This is a genomic window from Nostoc sp. UIC 10890, assembly GCF_054786515.1.
Genome location: NZ_JBSGKF010000001.1, coordinates 588,957 through 606,102, shown reverse-complemented (window position 1 = coordinate 606,102; position 17,146 = coordinate 588,957). Strand labels below are relative to the sequence as shown.

At 45.7% G+C, this 17,146-nt stretch carries 12 protein-coding genes; 8 read left to right on the top strand and 4 right to left on the bottom strand.

Annotated elements, in window-relative coordinates; genetic code table 11:
* The first annotated feature begins 90 nt into the window (after window positions 1–90).
* Window positions 91–1,464 (top strand): glucose-6-phosphate dehydrogenase assembly protein OpcA, encoded by a 1,374-nt coding sequence (gene opcA, locus ACWATR_RS02560; RefSeq protein WP_460329228.1) that lies wholly within the window; start codon window positions 91–93, stop codon window positions 1,462–1,464.
* 733 nt (window positions 1,465–2,197) lie between these two features.
* Here the strand turns inward: opcA and ACWATR_RS02555 are convergent.
* From ACWATR_RS02555 to ACWATR_RS02545, 3 genes are all read right to left on the bottom strand, one after another.
* The gene (locus ACWATR_RS02555) at window positions 2,198–2,845 is read right to left on the bottom strand and encodes a response regulator (RefSeq protein WP_460329225.1); all 648 of its coding nucleotides are present in this window, start codon (window positions 2,843–2,845) and stop codon (window positions 2,198–2,200) included.
* Window positions 2,846–3,269: 424 nt separating this feature from the next.
* Window positions 3,270–4,649 carry a sensor histidine kinase gene (locus tag ACWATR_RS02550; protein ID WP_460329222.1) on the bottom strand — a complete coding sequence of 460 codons (1,380 nt, stop codon included), beginning with the start codon at window positions 4,647–4,649 and terminating at the stop codon, window positions 3,270–3,272.
* A gap of 97 nt (window positions 4,650–4,746) precedes the next feature.
* Window positions 4,747–4,992: a hypothetical protein gene (locus ACWATR_RS02545; RefSeq protein WP_460329219.1), complete on the bottom strand. Its 246-nt coding sequence runs from the start codon at window positions 4,990–4,992 to the stop codon at window positions 4,747–4,749.
* A 233-nt stretch (window positions 4,993–5,225) separates the two neighbouring features.
* Here ACWATR_RS02545 and ACWATR_RS02540 point away from each other — a divergent pair, with 233 nt between their 5' ends.
* The 5 genes from ACWATR_RS02540 (at window position 5,226) to ACWATR_RS02520 (ending at window position 11,004) form a co-directional block, all read left to right on the top strand.
* Window positions 5,226–5,594: a hypothetical protein gene (locus tag ACWATR_RS02540; protein ID WP_460329217.1), complete on the top strand. Its 369-nt coding sequence runs from the start codon at window positions 5,226–5,228 to the stop codon at window positions 5,592–5,594.
* A 355-nt stretch (window positions 5,595–5,949) separates the two neighbouring features.
* Complete coding sequence (locus tag ACWATR_RS02535) at window positions 5,950–6,201, top strand: hypothetical protein (RefSeq protein ID WP_460329214.1); 252 nt, start codon at window positions 5,950–5,952, stop codon at window positions 6,199–6,201.
* A gap of 72 nt (window positions 6,202–6,273) precedes the next feature.
* Window positions 6,274–6,489, top strand: coding sequence for a hypothetical protein (locus ACWATR_RS02530; protein WP_460329211.1), 216 nt, complete (start codon window positions 6,274–6,276; stop codon window positions 6,487–6,489).
* Between the two features lie 240 nt (window positions 6,490–6,729).
* The gene (locus tag ACWATR_RS02525) at window positions 6,730–7,926 is read left to right on the top strand and encodes a TIGR03032 family protein (RefSeq protein WP_460329208.1); all 1,197 of its coding nucleotides are present in this window, start codon (window positions 6,730–6,732) and stop codon (window positions 7,924–7,926) included.
* A 48-nt stretch (window positions 7,927–7,974) separates the two neighbouring features.
* Complete coding sequence (locus ACWATR_RS02520) at window positions 7,975–11,004, top strand: Ig-like domain-containing protein (RefSeq protein WP_460329205.1); 3,030 nt, start codon at window positions 7,975–7,977, stop codon at window positions 11,002–11,004.
* On the opposite strand, the gene ACWATR_RS02515 is transcribed toward ACWATR_RS02520, so the two are convergent.
* Window positions 10,991–11,326 carry a hypothetical protein gene (locus ACWATR_RS02515; RefSeq protein WP_460329203.1) on the bottom strand — a complete coding sequence of 112 codons (336 nt, stop codon included), beginning with the start codon at window positions 11,324–11,326 and terminating at the stop codon, window positions 10,991–10,993. The two genes, ACWATR_RS02520 and ACWATR_RS02515, sit on opposite strands and share 14 nt — an antisense overlap.
* Before the next feature lie 292 nt (window positions 11,327–11,618).
* Between ACWATR_RS02515 and ACWATR_RS02510 the strand changes: the two genes are divergently transcribed.
* Window positions 11,619–12,464, top strand: coding sequence for a sulfotransferase family protein (locus ACWATR_RS02510; RefSeq protein ID WP_460329201.1), 846 nt, complete (start codon window positions 11,619–11,621; stop codon window positions 12,462–12,464).
* A 59-nt stretch (window positions 12,465–12,523) separates the two neighbouring features.
* Window positions 12,524–16,765 (top strand): beta strand repeat-containing protein, encoded by a 4,242-nt coding sequence (locus ACWATR_RS02505; RefSeq protein ID WP_460329199.1) that lies wholly within the window; start codon window positions 12,524–12,526, stop codon window positions 16,763–16,765.
* Window positions 16,766–17,146: the final 381 nt, after the last annotated feature.

The window sequence follows — 17,146 nt, the reverse complement described above, 5'->3', positions numbered from 1 at the left end:
GTAACTAGTCATTAGTCACTAGTAAAAACACAAATGACAAATGACTAATGACAAAATCCAAAACCCAAAATCCAAAATCCAAAACTTCCTATGGCTCCCCAAGCTTCTACAATTTTTTCACTTCAGGCGCCAAAAGATATTTCGCTTAACGAAATAGAAGCGGAACTTAATCAAATTTGGCAAAGCTACGGCATTACCGGCGAGGACGGTGGGCTTCCTGCTGCGACTCGGGCCACGACATTTAGCTTAGTGGTTTACGAACCAGAAGAAACCCAATATCTTTTGGCCACTTTGGGATTTTACAACGGCCCGCTTGACGGAATTTTAGGGCCTCAGATGGTAGCTGCTTTGCGGCAAGTGCAGACAAAATATGGACTGCCGGATACTGGCACAGCAACACCTGAAACTTTGGCTATCTTGAGAGAAGAATTCACCAAGCGTCAAGGAAACGGGGCTGGTGGGGATAATGGTTCTATTGATCTTCCCAGCTTAAATGCCCCAAGTCCCAGAATTGCCGATGAAATCGCCCTCCGCAACCCTTGCCGGATTATTGCGCTGTTTCCCATTGCTGGCGAAGATGAAGGAGTCAAGGCTCAAGTTTCTGCTTATTGCCCCATCCAAAAGCAATCGTCAAGTACACTAATTTGCTGCGAATATATAACTCTTAGTGGAACTGCTGCTGCCTTGGAACGCATAGGTGGGATGATTCCAGCATTGTTAATTGGCGGCTTACCAAAGTTTCTTTGGTGGAAAGCAACTCCAGTCCCCAACAACACTCTATTCAAGCGCCTGGCAGCAGTTTGTAACAATGTAATTGTGGATTCTTGCCGCTTTAACGAGCCAGAAAGTGATTTACTCCGCCTCCAAGAATTGGTGGAAAGTGGTGTTCCTCTGGCTGACCTAAACTGGCGTCGCCTCTCAGCATGGCAGGAATTGACAGCTGAAGCCTACGACTCACCTCACCGTCGGGCGGCCCTCAGAGAAGTTGACCGAGTAACTATTGATTACGAAAAAGGCAACCCCGCCCAAGCTTTGCTGTTTTTGGGTTGGCTGGCAAGTCGTCTAGAATGGCAGCCAGTTTCATATCAAAAGGAAACGGGAGATTATGACATCACTCGCATTCGTTTTATTGCCCAAGACCAACGGCAAGTGGAAACCGAATTAGCGGGTGTTCCCCTTGCTGATGTGGGTGAGATTGCTGGCGACTTGATTGCCTTGCGCCTCAGTTCGACAAATCCCAAGGCAGACTCTGGTACCGTAATTTGCTCGGAAACTGGTGGCTGTATGCGGATGGAAACCCACGGTGGCGCCCAATCTGCCGGTCTGTTTCAACAGGTGACTTCACTTTCGGAACAAAAGGCGGAAGCATTGCTGAGTCAGCAGGTACAACGTTGGGGACGCGAATCACTTTTTGAAGAAAGCCTGGGAGTGACAGCGAGTATTTTCAAATTGGAAACAAACTAGTAGTCTGTCCCATTAGTTCTGAAGGTTATAAAAGTTTGTAGTAAGGACTTTAGTCCTGTATTTTTAAGCACTTAAGTGCTTACTACAAACCTTGCAAAATTAATGACATAGACTACTAGTATTCTGACAAGAAAACAATGCTTGCTTTGTAGTGAGCGCTAAAACGCTCAAGTCAAGGACTAAAATCCTGGCCCCTATCCTAACGGAGACGCTGGCGTAGCCTGTTGTAGAGAAGACTCGCTAACGCTGCACTATCGTTAGTCACTCATGAGGGAAACCCCCTTCTCTACGAGACGCTCCGCGTTGGCGTCAGCCTCTCACTTTGGGCTACGAGTTACCAAATGCGAAAATCAAACACAAACTCTTCAGATTTTTGGATATTTCAATAATCTGGAGGGTTTTTTATTTTCCTTGGTTTTTGAGTTTTTGAGACGCGATAAATCGCCGTCTCTACAAGTGCAACGTTTGATGCATTGACCTGCAAAAATTAATTAGCCTATTGGCGTGACAAGAGTAGTAGCGTTGGCGTAGCCCACCGTAGGTATCGCTACTACTCTTGTTATAGCCGTAGCCACATAGGTTAGGACATTTTGAAAACCCCAAAGCTAGGAATAGTAATACTTTTACCTCCTGCCTCCAGCAAGAACTGCCTCCTGCCTCCTGCTATAAAATCAATTATCTTAAAACTTTGCAATATAAAATATTCAAAAGTAACTAAGTTGATTCACCAATACTAAACACATCCAACTCGCACCGCCCTAGTAGCAGCTTCCGTGCGGTTGGTTGCTCCTAACTTATTTAGTACCTGACTGACATGATGCCTAATGGTAGAAGGACTCAATTTCATCCGTTGAGCGATCGCATCATTACTCAATCCTAAAGCCAAAAGTGTTAACACCTCTGCCTGTCGCCTGCTCAGTTCATATACAGGAGGGGATGATGGTTGAATCGGTTGCAGCAACGCCTGAATCACCTCTGCTGCCAAAATAGATCTACCAATGGCAGCAGAACGTATGGCATCCGCTAACTCATCAATCGAGACACCCTTGAGCAAGTAGCCGATGGCTCCCGCTTGCATTGCTTTCTGTACTAAGCCCTTGTCTAGAAAACTGGTCAAAATTAAAACCTGAATTTCTGGGTATTTTTTGCGGATAACTTTTGTTACTTCTGCTCCATTCATCCCCATCATCATCAAATCCATCAGCACTACATCTGGTTGCAAGTTTTCGCAAAGACGTACTGCTTCATCTCCATTACCGGCTTCCCCTACTAACTCAATGTCATCAAAGGCTAGCAAGAGAAATTTAATACCTCCCCGCAAGATTTGATGATCGTCAACAGTTATGACCCGAATTGGTTTGACCAATTTATCTGTTTCCATATTTAAATCCGGGCTTTTAAGAGTCTTTTTTTAATATATTGATATTATTTTCTATTATTCCATCATTCGTTTTTTAGATAAAATTCTTAATCTTTAATTTTTATTTGTCAGCAATGAATAATATAAAAATTCACAATCATGAATCATAATGTGTATTTTCCAAATAAGTCAAGATAAATAAATATAACTATATTGCAATCAGGCCAGTTAGGAATATTCTTCTGTAAAAGTAAGGGAATAGGGAATAGGAAACGGAGAACAAAAGCGAAAAAACAAACTTATATGAATTGAAGTGAATTATATTACGAAAAGTAAATGCGTCTACAAACCTTACTATTGAGCTATAAAAAAGCAAAAATGTCGATTGTATCTAGTTAAGTTTATTTGTACCCAGCCTAATGCCTGATTCCCAATTATCAATTTTCTATTCTTGATTCCCTATTTTCAAGATAGGGAGTGACCAACTTAGGGAAATCTCAGTCCCCCTTCCTAAATGGCTTGACAAATGGAAATTAGCGCCAATGCACTCAGCTCGTTCTTTCATAATTGCTATTCCCAAATGGCTAGATGGTATCGGTATCTGTCTGGAGTCAAAACCACAGCCATTATCGCTGATACGCAAGACTATCTTTTGTGAATCGTACTCAAGGCTGACTGACACAAGCGTTGCTTGGGCATGTTTAATAATATTATTCAGTGCTTCTTGAGTAATCCGGTAGAAGACAAGTTTTACCTCATTAGATAAAGGAAAATCGCCTTCTACCGTTGTTGTTATCTGTAAACTTGCTCGTCCAGAAATTGCCTTGGTTAACTGCTGTATTAATTCACCTAATGGTTTCTCTGCTAAACCATCGGGACGTAACTCGATTAGTAAATTTCGCATCTCTGCTAACGCCCCTTGTGTGAGTTGGGCGAGTTCCTCTAATCCTTGTTGGGCTATGCCTGGGTTGCGTTTCCAAACTCTAGGTAAAGCTTCAGCAATGGTCGCTACAGTAAACAATGTCTGCGAGACTGAATCGTGTAAGTCGCGGGCGAGCCGATTTCGCTCGACTTCCACGGCAATTTTTCGTAGCCGTTCGCTTTCTAACAATTGTTCTTGTAGTTTCACCGCTTGGATTAAATCTTTGGATAAGCGTAGACTCATAATTATCACGAAGGACATAAATCCAAACTCAGCCATGTATATAAATTTGATCTTTCCCAAATCTACCAGGCGATCGTGTTGAACAGTTGCGATTAAAATTGCCAAACTTAGTCCGAGAGTGAGTGCCGCTTGCTTCTCACCGCGCCGATATTGAAAGTAACAGGCAAAAAAAAGGAAAACAGTATTACCGATCAAAGCTAATAATTGCAAACTGAATAGGGGATTGAGCGTACCTTCTGGGTGAGGAATCGATTCGCCCCAAGGCAAAGAAATACTTGATAGGTGGCTGATATGAGAGTAGAGAATCCCTGTAGGAGAAATTTCGTTGATTAACAGGCTGATAAAGTACAGGATATTGATTACTAAAATTAAACGCACTGGTCTGAAATTCGTATAGAGAGCCACAAACCAAGCAGTACTTATGCCGTAAGCATATCCGACAGAAGTTAGTAGTTTTCTGGCATTTATGTAATCGTCTACATTCATGGCTTTATATTCAGCTATAAGAGCCAAAATAGAACCAGCAACGGCCAAGCAGCTTAACCCAAAGCAGAAGTTTAGTGCAGGTTTTAATCGCGCAGAGGCAATTATCAAGTGTAAAAGACCAACATATAGGCTAATACCAGCAACTATATTTAGAACGGTTAGAATCAAAGTCATTACTTATTGCCTTAAAAATTTATATCTAGTACCAAATAAGTAATATCACTTAAATAGAAACGTTTCGCTTTTTCTATATAGATTCTCTATTCTTAAATTAGCTAAATGCATCGGGTTGCACCTTTGTTGCATCGACTTGCACCTTTGTTGCATCGGGTTGCACCTTTGTTGCATCGGGTTGCACCTTTGTTGCATCGACTTGCACCTTTGTTGCATCGGGTTGCACCTTTGTTGCATCGGGTTGCACCTTTGTTGCATCGGGTTGCACCTTTGTTGCATCGACTTGCACCTTTGTTGCATCGGGTTGCACCTTTGTTGTATTACAGCAGCTTTCATTAGACATCTCCAGAAATTAATTCTGCGTTAACCGAAAATCCTGTAGAGACGTAGCATTGCTACGTCTCTACATTATTTTTTGGAGATGTCTAGGTTATTCTTCTCACTCCTGTCTTCTACCTCGTGCCTCCTGCCTAAAAACTTCATATAAATGAAAAGTGCTGTAAATCTTCTACTTTACTGATAGTTTTATAGTGTCAATGGGTACATTAAATACATAACTGATAACAGTATGCTAATATGGCTACCCAAAATACAACACGCCGTTTGCGCCCTCAATTAATTAGTGAAGATGTAAGTTCATGGTACGGTTTACAAACCGTCAGTACCTATGAAACTAACCGTGCTGATGCCTCTGCTGTCAAATTACAGCAAGCTTATCAAGCTATGTTAGCCCAGCAACAAGCCGAAACCGAAAAACAAGCTTTATACCGTGCTGCGGCTGATGCTGCACGATTAGCAGAATGGGAATTTCACAATACAGTATTAGCAATGAAACAAGTTGTGCGCGGACAATATGGATTAGATAGCGATCAAGCTCAAGCAGTAGGATTGAAGAAAAAATCGGACTACAAGCGTCCTAGCCGCAAAAAGTCAGTCACATCATGAGCTAAGTAAAATTAAGACATTTTAACAGAGCGATCGCATTTGACATTACTTGTGCGATCGCTTTTTTCATAGATGAGAATCCTGCAAAACTCTCTATCACTTGTCAATACTTGTCGGGTTTTGGGGAAAAGGGGAAAAGGTTCTGTATTATCCCCTTCCCCTTTAACCTTTAACCTTTACCCTTTTCCCCCAAGAGTGCAAAAACCAATGAAAGCAAGAAATCTAGTATAAGTAACAGTTATATAGGACAAAGATCCTAGTCAAAACTTGGATCTTTGTCTGATGCGGTGATTGAGGCGATCGCTATATAATCCATCTCGCTACAGCAAAATTTAAGTAATTACCTCAGCCGACAATGAATAAAATCTGGTTTGGCAATACTTTATTGTTTAGTTCAGTTTTGGCAAGTACCTTACTTGCTAGTCCTAATGTTGCTAGGAGTAACGACTTCACCGTACCCGAAACTCTAGCAAATACAGCACCTTGTCGCCTTAATGTCACTGGTGCTTATCTAACAACAATCTTCAACGCAGATAAAAGCGTCTCCTCTCGTGGAGTCATTACACTAACCGCGGATAGTAACTTTTTTGTCACTGACTCCAATTAAGGTGGTGTCGCCAACGTTTTCAATCCCTTTACTAGCGGACAAGGCGCTTGGAAGTGTAATGGCAAAACTAAGGTGAGTGCTAGGTCTATCACCTTTGCTTTTCCTGGGAGTGCAGGAGCAGGTAGCATTGGCCGCGCCGACTACCAAGCTACCTTTAATCCCCAAACGCAAACAGTACAAGGGACTATCACACTGCGCCTTTTCAACCTCAATGCTAATCCGTTGTTAAATAATGTCCCACCTTTAGGAACATTCAACTTCTCTGGGCAAAAAATCAAACCTAATTAATTATTGAACAAAGAAAGGCAGAGAGAGTTAAAGGTATAAATTATTTCCTTTGCCAAAACGGTATTGAGCCACTTAGATATAGCATTCTCGTTTGGATGCAATACGCTGTAGGGGCGATCGCAAAGGCGATAACCCAAGAAACCAAAACCATGAATAAATTCTTTTTAACTCTTAGCTTTGAACAAACTAGAGCTAGAAAAAGGGCGAAATCTTCCATCAAGTTTTAGTAAATTCAACTTTATGACGAAATTCACCAACACATACCCTAATAACGACGACTCTGGCTCATTGCACAATGCGATCGCTCAAGCTAACAGCGCCAGCGACAATGACATGATCACCTTTGGAGTTTCCAGCCATCAACAAGAGCCAACTGATGACAACCTAGCTAGAACAGCGCCAGAAGCAACCAGTCGCCCAGAGTTAGAAATCAGTGGTTCTCGCCAGTTTACTAGCTGGCTATTTGAACAGAATCTCAGTCTGTCCATCAGCACCTATCAAGCTGGCAAGCTATTTTTCATCGGCTTGCAATCGTCGGGGAAATTGTCAGTTTTCGAGCGCACCTTCGAGCGGTGCATGGGTTTATGGGCAGAAGGCAACAGCCTGTACATGAGTTCGCTCTATCAACTGTGGCGGTTTGAAAATGCCCTAGAGCCTGGCAAAAATCACAATGGCTATGACGTATTGTACGTCCCGCAAGTCGGGTATGTCACCGGAGACTTGGACGTGCATGATGTGGCTTATTCGGGAGAACAAATCGTCTTTGTCAATACATTATTTAGCTGTCTAGCCACAGTCAGCAATACCCATAGTTTCGTCCCGCTATGGCAACCGCCATTTATTTCCAAACTAGCAGCAGAAGACAGATGTCACCTCAACGGTTTGGCAATGGTCAACGGACAGCCGCGCTACGTCAGTGCCACCAGCATGAGTGATGTGGCCGATGGGTGGCGCGACCACCGAGCCAACGGCGGTTGTGTCATCGATACAACCAGCAATCAAGTAATTGTCAGTGGTCTATCGATGCCCCATTCACCGCGATGGTACAGAGACAAGCTGTGGTTACTCAATTCGGGAACCGGAGAATTCGGCTATGTTGACCTGGAAAGGGGAGCATTTGAGCCAGTCACTTTCTGTCCGGGTTACCTACGCGGCCTAACCTTTGCTGGGGAGTTTGCCATTGTCGGGCTATCTTTACCCAGGCATAATAAGACATTTTCGGGTTTGGCTTTGGATGAGAACTTGCGGGTGAAAAATGCCGTACCCCGTTGTGGATTGCTGGTGATTAATTTAACCACAGGGGATATCGTCCATAGCTTGAGGATAGAGGGCGTAGTCACCGAATTGTATGACGTGGTGGCCTTGCCAGGGGTACGGCGACCGATGGCCATCGGCCTCAAAAGTGATGAAATTCGCCGCCTAATTACGATCGGCTAATTTCTCAAGGTTTTCAATTGCTAAAAACAACTAAAACAGGAAAAAATCATGCCTAATTCATCATTAAACCTCTCAGACCTCAATGGCAGCAACGGCTTCGTCATCAATGGCATCGATGCAGGTGACTTCTCAGGCTGGTCGGTAAGCAATGCGGGAGACATCAACGGCGATGGCATCGATGACTTGATTATCGGGGCAGACGGTGCCGACCCCAACGGCAACATTTATGCTGGGGAAAGTTATGTCGTGTTTGGCGGCAGCAGTGTTGGCTCCACGGGCAGCCTCAACCTCTCCAGTCTCAATGGCAGCAACGGCTTCGTCATCAATGGCATCGATGCAAGAGACGGCTCAGGCAGATCGGTGAGCAATGCGGGAGACATTAACGGCGATGGCATCGATGACTTGATTATCGGGGCAAGAAATGCCGACCCCAACGGCAACAGAGATGCTGGGGAAAGTTATGTCGTGTTTGGCGGCAGCAGTGTCGGCTCCACGGGCAGCCTCAACCTCTCCAGTCTCAATGGCAGCAACGGCTTCGTCATCAATGGCATCGATGCTTATGACAACTCAGGCTTCTCGGTGAGCAATGCGGGAGACATCAACGGCGATGGCATTGATGACTTGATTATCGGGGCAATAAATGCCGACCCCAACGGCACCAGAGATGCTGGGGAAAGTTATGTCGTGTTTGGCGGCAGCAGTGTCGGCTCCACTGGCAGCCTCAACCTCTCCAGTCTCAATGGCAGCAACGGCTTCGTCATCAATGGCATTGATGTTCTTGACTACTCAGGCGTCTCGGTGAGCAATGCGGGAGACATCAACGGCGATGGCATCGACGACTTGATTATCGGGGCACAAAATGCCGACTCCAACGGCAACAGAACTGCTGGGAAAAGTTATGTCGTGTTTGGCGGCAGCAGTGTCGGCTCCACGGGCAGCCTCAACCTCTCCAGTCTCAATGGTAGCAACGGCTTCGTCATCAATGGCATCGATGCTTCTGACATCTCAGGCTTCTCGGTGAGCAATGCGGGAGACATCAACGGCGATGGCATTGATGACCTGATTATCGGGGCAGCCAATGCCGACCCCAACGGCAACAGTTTGGCTGGGGAAAGTTATGTCGTGTTTGGCGGCAGCAGTGTCGGCTCCAGTGGCAGCCTCAACCTCTCCAGTCTCAATGGTAGCAACGGCTTCGTCATCAATGGCATCGATGCTTATGACAGATCAGGCTTCTCGGTGAGCAATGCCGGAGATATCAACGGCGATGGCATCGACGACTTGATTATCGGGGCAAGATTTGCCTCCCCCAACGGCAATAATAATGCTGGCGAAAGTTATGTCGTCTTTGGCGGCAGCAGTGTCGGCTCCACTGGCAGCCTCAACCTCTCCAGTCTCAATGGCAGCAACGGCTTCGTCATCAATGGCATCGATGCAGGAGACATCTCAGGCAACTCGGTGAGCAAGGCGGGAGACATCAACGGCGATGGCATCGATGACTTGATTATCGGGGCACCCAATGCCGACCCCAACGGCAACAGTAACGCTGGGGAAAGCTATGTCATCTTCGGTTTCCGCAATAACACTCCCCCTGATGCCGTTGACGACAATGCCAGTACCAACGAAAACACCCCCCTGAGTGGAAATGTCCTGAGTAATGACACCGATGCCAATAACGACCCGCTAACGGTCACGGCGGTCAACGGTAATGCTAGCTATGTGGGCAATCAAATTACCCTGGCTTCCGGTGCTTTGCTAACCGTCAACAGCAATGGCTCTTACACCTACAACCCCAACAGTCAATTTGAATCTCTAGGAACGGGACAGACGGCTAGTGATAGCTTCACCTATACCATCAGCGATGGCAGCGGCAGCGATAGTGCCACCGTTAACCTCACCATCAACGGTGTTAACGATGCACCCACAGTCGCCAATGCCATCGCCAACCAAACCACCTTAGAAGATGGCTTCTTCAGCTTCACCGTTCCAACCAACACCTTTGCTGATGTTGATGCTGGTGATAGCTTAACTTATACTGCCAGCCTCGCTAACGACAACGCCCTACCTAGTTGGTTAAGCTTCGATGCCAATACGCGTACCTTTAGCGGCACACCCAATGACCCAGATAACGGTACAATTAGCATCAAAGTCACTGCAAAAGACAGCAGCAATGCCAGTGTTGACGATACCTTTAACTTGACAGTAACTCCTGTCAACGATGCACCTGTAGCTGGTGATGACTCTGCTAGCGCCAATCAAAATACCCCATTAACCCTGTTGGCTGCTGACTTGTTAGCTAACGATACAGATGTAGACAGTTCTACTTTAAGCATCACGGCTGTGAGTAACGCTGTTAATGGTAGTGTCACCTTAAATAACAGTGGCAATGTCGTCTTTACTCCCACCGCAGGTTTCACTGGCAATGGCAGCTTTAACTATACCCTCAGTGATGGCAATGGTGGCACAGATGTGGCAATGGTGACGGTAGCAGTTGGGGTCAACCTCAACGGCACTAATAATAACGATAACCTCAATGGCACATCTGGTAACGACATCATTAACGGACTCAACGCTCAAGATACCATTTCTGGCAATGCTGGCGATGACTGCCTTGTGGGTGACAATGGTGACGACAAACTTTATGGCGGTACTGGGAACGATAAACTCTATGGTGGTAACGGTCAAGACACATTGTATGGTGATGCTGGTAATGACCGTCTCGAAGGTGATAACGGTGATGACAAACTTTATGGCGGTGACGGTAACGATAGTCTAATTGGTGGTAACGGTCAAGATTTTCTTGTTGGCGGTGCGGGTAACGATTTCCTCGACGGTGACAAGGGAGATGATAACTTAACTGGCGGTATTGGTAGTGATATTTTTGTGTTGGAGAAAGCCGCAGGTCGAGATACAATTACTGATTTTAGTTTAGGTGAAGGCGACAAGATTGGTTTGTCTGGTTTGAATTTCAGTCAGTTGTCTTTCGTTGGTGATGAGATTCGTTTGGGTAATCAAACTTTGGGCATATTGACTGGTTTTGATACTACGACGCTAACGCAAAACAACTTTACTTCTGTTTAAGTCTTTTGGGTGGGCAAATGTTTGCCCACTTCCCCTGCACCTTTGTTGCATCGACTTGCACCTTTGTTGCATCGGCTTGCACCTTTGTTGCATCGACTTGCACCTTTGTTGCATCGGCTTGCACCTTTATTGCATCGGCTTGCACCTTTATTGCATCGGCTTGCACCTTTGTTGCATCGACTTGCACCTTTGTTGCATTGGCTTGCACCTTTGTTGCATCGACTTGCACCTTTAATGCATGAGCGTTGCAAAAATTAGCTTTGCTCTGTCTTGTGAGAATGGAGGCGTTGGAGTAGCCCACCGTAGGTATCGCTACTCTCACGATTCACATAAGTATTAATTATATAGGACAAAGATCCTAGTCAAAACTTGGATCTTTGTCCGATGCGGTCGTTGAGGCGATCGCTATATAATTCATCTCGCCATCAAAAATTTAGACAACTGCCTAGTCAGCAGACTATCAAGCGCTAGCTTTCATCCCCCAATGCAGACAGCATAGGGGACGATCGCGCTGCGCTTTTTTTTAGCCTCAATGCTAATTCGTTATTAAATCATGTCCCACCTAGAGAAACATTCAATTTCTCCAAGCGACAAATACAAGCTAATTAACCATTATGAGTGCCAAAATCCACTTTATCTCCGGCTTACCTCGTTCCGGTTCTACCTTACTTGGAGCCTTACTGCGGCAAAATCCCCGATTTCACGCCAGTATGTCTAGCCCTGTGGGTAGTCTAGTAAATCGAATGCTCGAAGCTATGAGCGAAGACAATGAATTTTCTGTCTTTATCACCCCTGAGCAAAAACGGGCATTAACTTTAAATATTTTTTCCACATTCTACCAATCCCAAGCCGATAAACAAGTCATCTTTGACACTAACCGCTTGTGGTGTAGCAAATTGTCCTTAATTCATGAGCTATTTCCCGGCTCAAAGGTAATTTGCTGCGTGCGGAATGTGGCTTGGATTATGGACAGCATCGAAAGGCTAGTCAGAAAAAACTCCTTTGATGTTTCTCGCTTATTTAACAACTCCACCGAACGCGCCACCGTTTACACCCGTACCGAAGCCTTGAGTCAAGGGGGACGGTTAGTGGGGTTTGCCTATAACGCCCTTAAAGAAGCTTTTTATAGCGAATATAGCTCGCGGTTATTGTTAGTCGATTATGACTTATTAGCGCAAAAGCCGGATAAAGTCTTGCATTTAATTTATCAATTTTTAGAGGCAGAACCATTCGACCATGACTTTGAAAATGTCCAATATGACGCACCAGAATTTGACAACCGACTCAACCTGAAAGGACTGCACACAGTTCGTTCTAAAGTCGAGTTGCAAGAGAGGCAAACCATCTTGCCACCGGATTTATTTACCCAATTTAATCAGTTGTCTTTTTGGACAAATCCTAGCAATAGTTTGGCGAATTTGATTGTTGCCCAACCAACAGACACAACGGTTAAATCTTGATTCCCCTTTTTTTCGGGTGAAAGTCTCTACTCATTCAATTCACACAATAGGAAAAAACCATGCCAGCAGAATCAAATAATTTCATCGTTACTGAATCTACAGATAACGGTCTTGGAAATACTGAAGGTACTCTCAGTTGGGCAATCCTCCAAGCGAACCAACTAGCAGGGGATGACACCATTACCATTAATAGCGATGTCCGTGTCACCGGGGTAATGAAAACCCTGGTGAACAGCAACATCAGCATTGTGGGTAACAACCATAGCATCAGTGGCGATGCCAACAATAACGGCATTAATGATGATGGCGACGTGCGCCCTTTATTCATCTTGTCGGGAACTGTAGGAATTTCTGACTTAACCATCACCAACGGACGAGCTAAAGGCGGTAACGGTAGCGGTGGCGGCGGCGGTGGTGCTGGCTTGGGAGGTGGCTTGTTTATTTATGATGGCAATGTCTCCCTAACTAATGTCGCTTTTAGTAATAATACGGCACAAGGCGGTAATGGCTCGACCGGCTTGGGTGGCGGCGGTGGTGGTATGTTTGGCAATGGCGGCGGCGGCGGCGGTGGACTATTTGGCAACGCCAGCGGCGGCGGCGGTGGCTACGGTGGCAACGGAAACTACGATGGTGGTTCCAATAGCGGCTACAGCGGTAGCACCAGCTTCGGTGGCGGTGGAGACCCTAAAGCTCTTCCCGAAGGCGGCTTCGGTGGTGGCGGATTTAATGGTAACGGTGGCTTTGGTGGTGGCGGTGGCAGTGGTGGCTTCCCCAGTACTGGTGGAAATGGTGGCTACGGCGGCGGCGGTGGCTTCGGTGGCTTCGGTGGTGGCTTGGGTGGCTTTGGCGGTGGTAATAAAGGTTTGTCTCTTGATGGTGGCAGCGGTGCTGGCTTGGGGGGTGGGATCTTCGTTCGCAGTGGCTCTTTAACCCTCAACGACACCAGTTTTACTAACAACACGGCTGTAGGTGGTTCAGCGTTTTCAGGTCAAGGCTTAGGTGGGGCAATCTTCATCATGCAGTCCACCACCAACACCAACAGCAACAACCAGGGAATGCCCAGCGTCCTTGGCACTATCGATTTTGTCGGTTCGTCTACCTTCAGCGGCAACAGTGCAGCTAACGATGCGGGAACTCTCACCAATAATGATGATGTCTACGGTACACAAATACCTGTCACTGCTCCTACTGTCAGCATTACAGCACAAACAGCCATAGCTAATGAAGGCGGTAGCAACGGTGTTTATCGCTTAACTCGCACCGATACCACAGGGGATTTAACCATTAACCTAACTATTGATGGTGTTAGTACAGCTTCGACAGTTGACTATACCCTTAGTGGTGGCAGCGTCAACGTTTCCGGCAATACTTTAACTGTCACCATTGCTGCTGGACAAAGCTTTGTTGACCTTAACCTAGCCGCCATTGATGACATCCAAGCAGAAGCCGACGAAACCCTCAAACTCAACTTAGACACTGGTACTGGCTACACCGTTGACGGCACAAATAATACAGCTACAGTTACCATTGCCGCCAACGATACCGTCGTCACCAACACCAACGATTCTGGTGAAGGTTCATTGCGGCAAGCGATTCTCAATGCTAACGCCTTTGCAGGTGCAGATACAATTACCTTTGCGGGTAGTGTTTTTACCGATGCCACGCCCGATACCATTACCTTAACTTCTGGGCAATTAAATATTACCGATGCACTAACCATCAATGGGCTGGGGGCAAACAACCTCAGTATTAGTGGGAATAATTCCTCTGCTGTTTTTCGAGTAAATGATGGCAATAATAGCAATCAAATTAGTGTAGTAATTAATGATCTAACTGTTACGGGTGGAACAGATAATAGTTTAGCTGGTGGCATTTTTAATCAAGAAAACCTGACTCTATTCAACAGCAGTGTTTCTGAAAATACCGGGAACTATGGCGGCATCTATAATGGCGGTACACTCAGTATAGCTAACAGCACCGTCTTAGGAAATAATGGATCTATCGGCGGCATTCTTAACTTTGGTTCTTTGAGTCTAACTAACAGTAGCGTCTCTGACAATATAGGTACAACCTACGGTGGTATTCAAAACCAAGGTACTCTCCTGAACATAACGGGAAGCACTATCTCTAATAATACGGCTACCAGTGCAGGGGGGGCTGGCGGCATTGCCCACTTTAACGGCACGTTCAATCTAATTAACAGTACCGTCTCTGGTAATACGGGAGTAGTAAATGCTGCTGGCATTTTAAGTATAAGTATTGCCAACCTGACCAATAGCACTATTTCTGGAAATACGACAAAAAATGGCGCTGGTGGCATCTCAAACTCTGGCACGCTAAATCTGATTAATAGTACCGTCACCAATAACACTACTGACTCCGATAACAATGGTACTGGCAATGGTGGCGGTCTACTAAATTTTGGTAATGTCACCGCCCAAAACACAATCATTGCAGGTAACTTCGATTTTGGTAACGAAGCCCCCGATATTTCCGGCGCAGTCAATGGAGATGGCAACAACCTTATCGGTAGCCTAGCTGGCGCATCGGGCACTATCGGCACAGGCAGCGACATCACCTTTGCCTCGGCTGGCATCACCAATATTAACCAAGTCATCGCCGCCCTTGCTAATAACGGTGGTGCTACCCAAACCCACGCTTTAGTTACAGGTTCAGCCGCTATCAACGCCGGCAATAACGCCCTTGTCCCTGGTGGTGTCACCACCGACCAACGCGGAACAGGTTTTAACCGCATTAGCGGCGGCACAGTCGATATCGGAGCTTACGAAGTACAAAATAACAACCCAACAGCTACAGACGACAGCGTAACCACAAATGAAGATACTGCTGTTAACGGTAATGTCTTAACTAATGATACTGACCCCGATACAGGTGATATCCTTACTGTCAGTGCCGTCAACGGCAATTCGGCTAATGTCGGTAATCAAATTACTTTAACTTCTGGTGCGCTGTTAACACTTAATGCTAATGGCACATTTGCTTACAACCCCAACGGTCAATTTGAATCTTTGGCTGTGGGAACAACTGCTGCCGATAGTTTCAATTACACTATCTCTGATGGCAACGGCGGAACTGATACGGCTACCGTTAACGTTACCATCAACGGTGCCAACGACGCACCCACACTAGCAAATGCCATTGCTAACCAAACAACCCTAGAAGATGGCTTCTTCAGCTTTGCTGTTCCCGCCAACACCTTTACCGATGTTGATGCAGATGACAGCTTAACCTACAATGCCAGCCTTGCTAACGGCAACGCCCTACCCACTTGGTTAAGCTTCGATGCCAATACGCGTACCTTTAGCGGCACACCCAATGACCCAGATAACGGTACAATTAGCATCAAAGTCACTGCAAAAGACAGCAGCAATGCCAGTGTTGACGATACCTTTAACTTGACAGTAACTCCTGTCAACGATGCACCTGTAGCTGGTGATGACTCTGCTAGCGCCAATCAAAATACCCCATTAACCCTGTTGGCTGCTGACTTGTTAGCTAACGATACAGATGTAGACAGTTCTACTTTAAGCATCACGGCTGTGAGTAACGCTGTTAATGGTAGTGTCACCTTAAATAACAGTGGCAATGTCGTCTTTACTCCCACCGCAGGTTTCACTGGCAATGGCAGCTTTAACTATACCCTCAGTGATGGCAATGGTGGCACAGATGTGGCAATGGTGACGGTAGCAGTTGGGGTCAACCTCAACGGCACTAATAATAACGATAACCTCAATGGCACATCTGGTAACGACATCATTAACGGACTCAACGCTCAAGATACCATTTCTGGCAATGCTGGCGATGACTGCCTTGTGGGTGACAATGGTGACGACAAACTTTATGGCGGTACTGGGAACGATAAACTCTATGGTGGTAACGGTCAAGACACATTGTATGGTGATGCTGGTAATGACCGTCTCGAAGGTGATAACGGTGATGACAAACTTTATGGCGGTGACGGTAACGATAGTCTAATTGGTGGTAACGGTCAAGATTTTCTTGTTGGCGGTGCGGGTAACGATTTCCTCGACGGTGACAAGGGAGATGATAACTTAACTGGCGGTACTGGTAGCGATATTTTTGTGTTGGAGAAAGCCGCAGGTCGGGAAACGATTACTGATTTTAGTTTAGGTGAGGGCGACAAGATAGGTTTATCTGGTTTGAGTTTTAGTCAGTTGTCTTTCTCTGGTAATCAGATTAGCTTAGGCAATCAAACTTTAGCAGTGCTGACTGGTTTTAATACCACGACGCTGACACAAAGCAACTTTGTCTCTGTTTAAGTCTTTTGGGTGGGTGACTGTTTGCCCACTCCCCCTGCATCTTTGTTGCATCGACTTGCACCTTAATTGCATCGACCGACAACTTTATTGCATCGACTTGCACGTTAATTGTATCGACGGACAACAAAGTGGTATTGGCTTGCACCTTTGTTGCATCGACCAGCAAGTTTGTTGCATTGGCTTGCACCTTTAATGCATGAAAGTTGCAAAAATTAACTTACCTCAATCTTGAGTGAGTGCTGGCGATGTCTACGACAAGGCTTACGCCTACGCTCCTCTCACCTTTCATATAAGTATCAATTATATAGGACAAAGATCCTAGTCAAAACTTGGATCTTTGTACGATGCGCTCACAAAGGCGATCGCTATATAATCTATTTC

Excerpts from the sequence above, each read along its gene's own strand:
- opcA (WP_460329228.1), top strand. The coding sequence starts at position 91 with ATGGCTCCCCAAGCTTCTACAATTTTTTCACTTCAGGCGCCAAAAGAT.
- ACWATR_RS02555 (WP_460329225.1), bottom strand. The coding sequence starts at position 2,845 with ATGGAAACAGATAAATTGGTCAAACCAATTCGGGTCATAACTGTTGAC.
- ACWATR_RS02550 (WP_460329222.1), bottom strand. The coding sequence starts at position 4,649 with ATGACTTTGATTCTAACCGTTCTAAATATAGTTGCTGGTATTAGCCTA.
- ACWATR_RS02545 (WP_460329219.1), bottom strand. The coding sequence starts at position 4,992 with ATGTCTAATGAAAGCTGCTGTAATACAACAAAGGTGCAACCCGATGCA.
- ACWATR_RS02540 (WP_460329217.1), top strand. The coding sequence starts at position 5,226 with ATGGCTACCCAAAATACAACACGCCGTTTGCGCCCTCAATTAATTAGT.
- ACWATR_RS02535 (WP_460329214.1), top strand. The coding sequence starts at position 5,950 with ATGAATAAAATCTGGTTTGGCAATACTTTATTGTTTAGTTCAGTTTTG.
- ACWATR_RS02525 (WP_460329208.1), top strand. The coding sequence starts at position 6,730 with ATGACGAAATTCACCAACACATACCCTAATAACGACGACTCTGGCTCA.
- ACWATR_RS02520 (WP_460329205.1), top strand. The coding sequence starts at position 7,975 with ATGCCTAATTCATCATTAAACCTCTCAGACCTCAATGGCAGCAACGGC.
- ACWATR_RS02510 (WP_460329201.1), top strand. The coding sequence starts at position 11,619 with ATGAGTGCCAAAATCCACTTTATCTCCGGCTTACCTCGTTCCGGTTCT.
- ACWATR_RS02505 (WP_460329199.1), top strand. The coding sequence starts at position 12,524 with ATGCCAGCAGAATCAAATAATTTCATCGTTACTGAATCTACAGATAAC.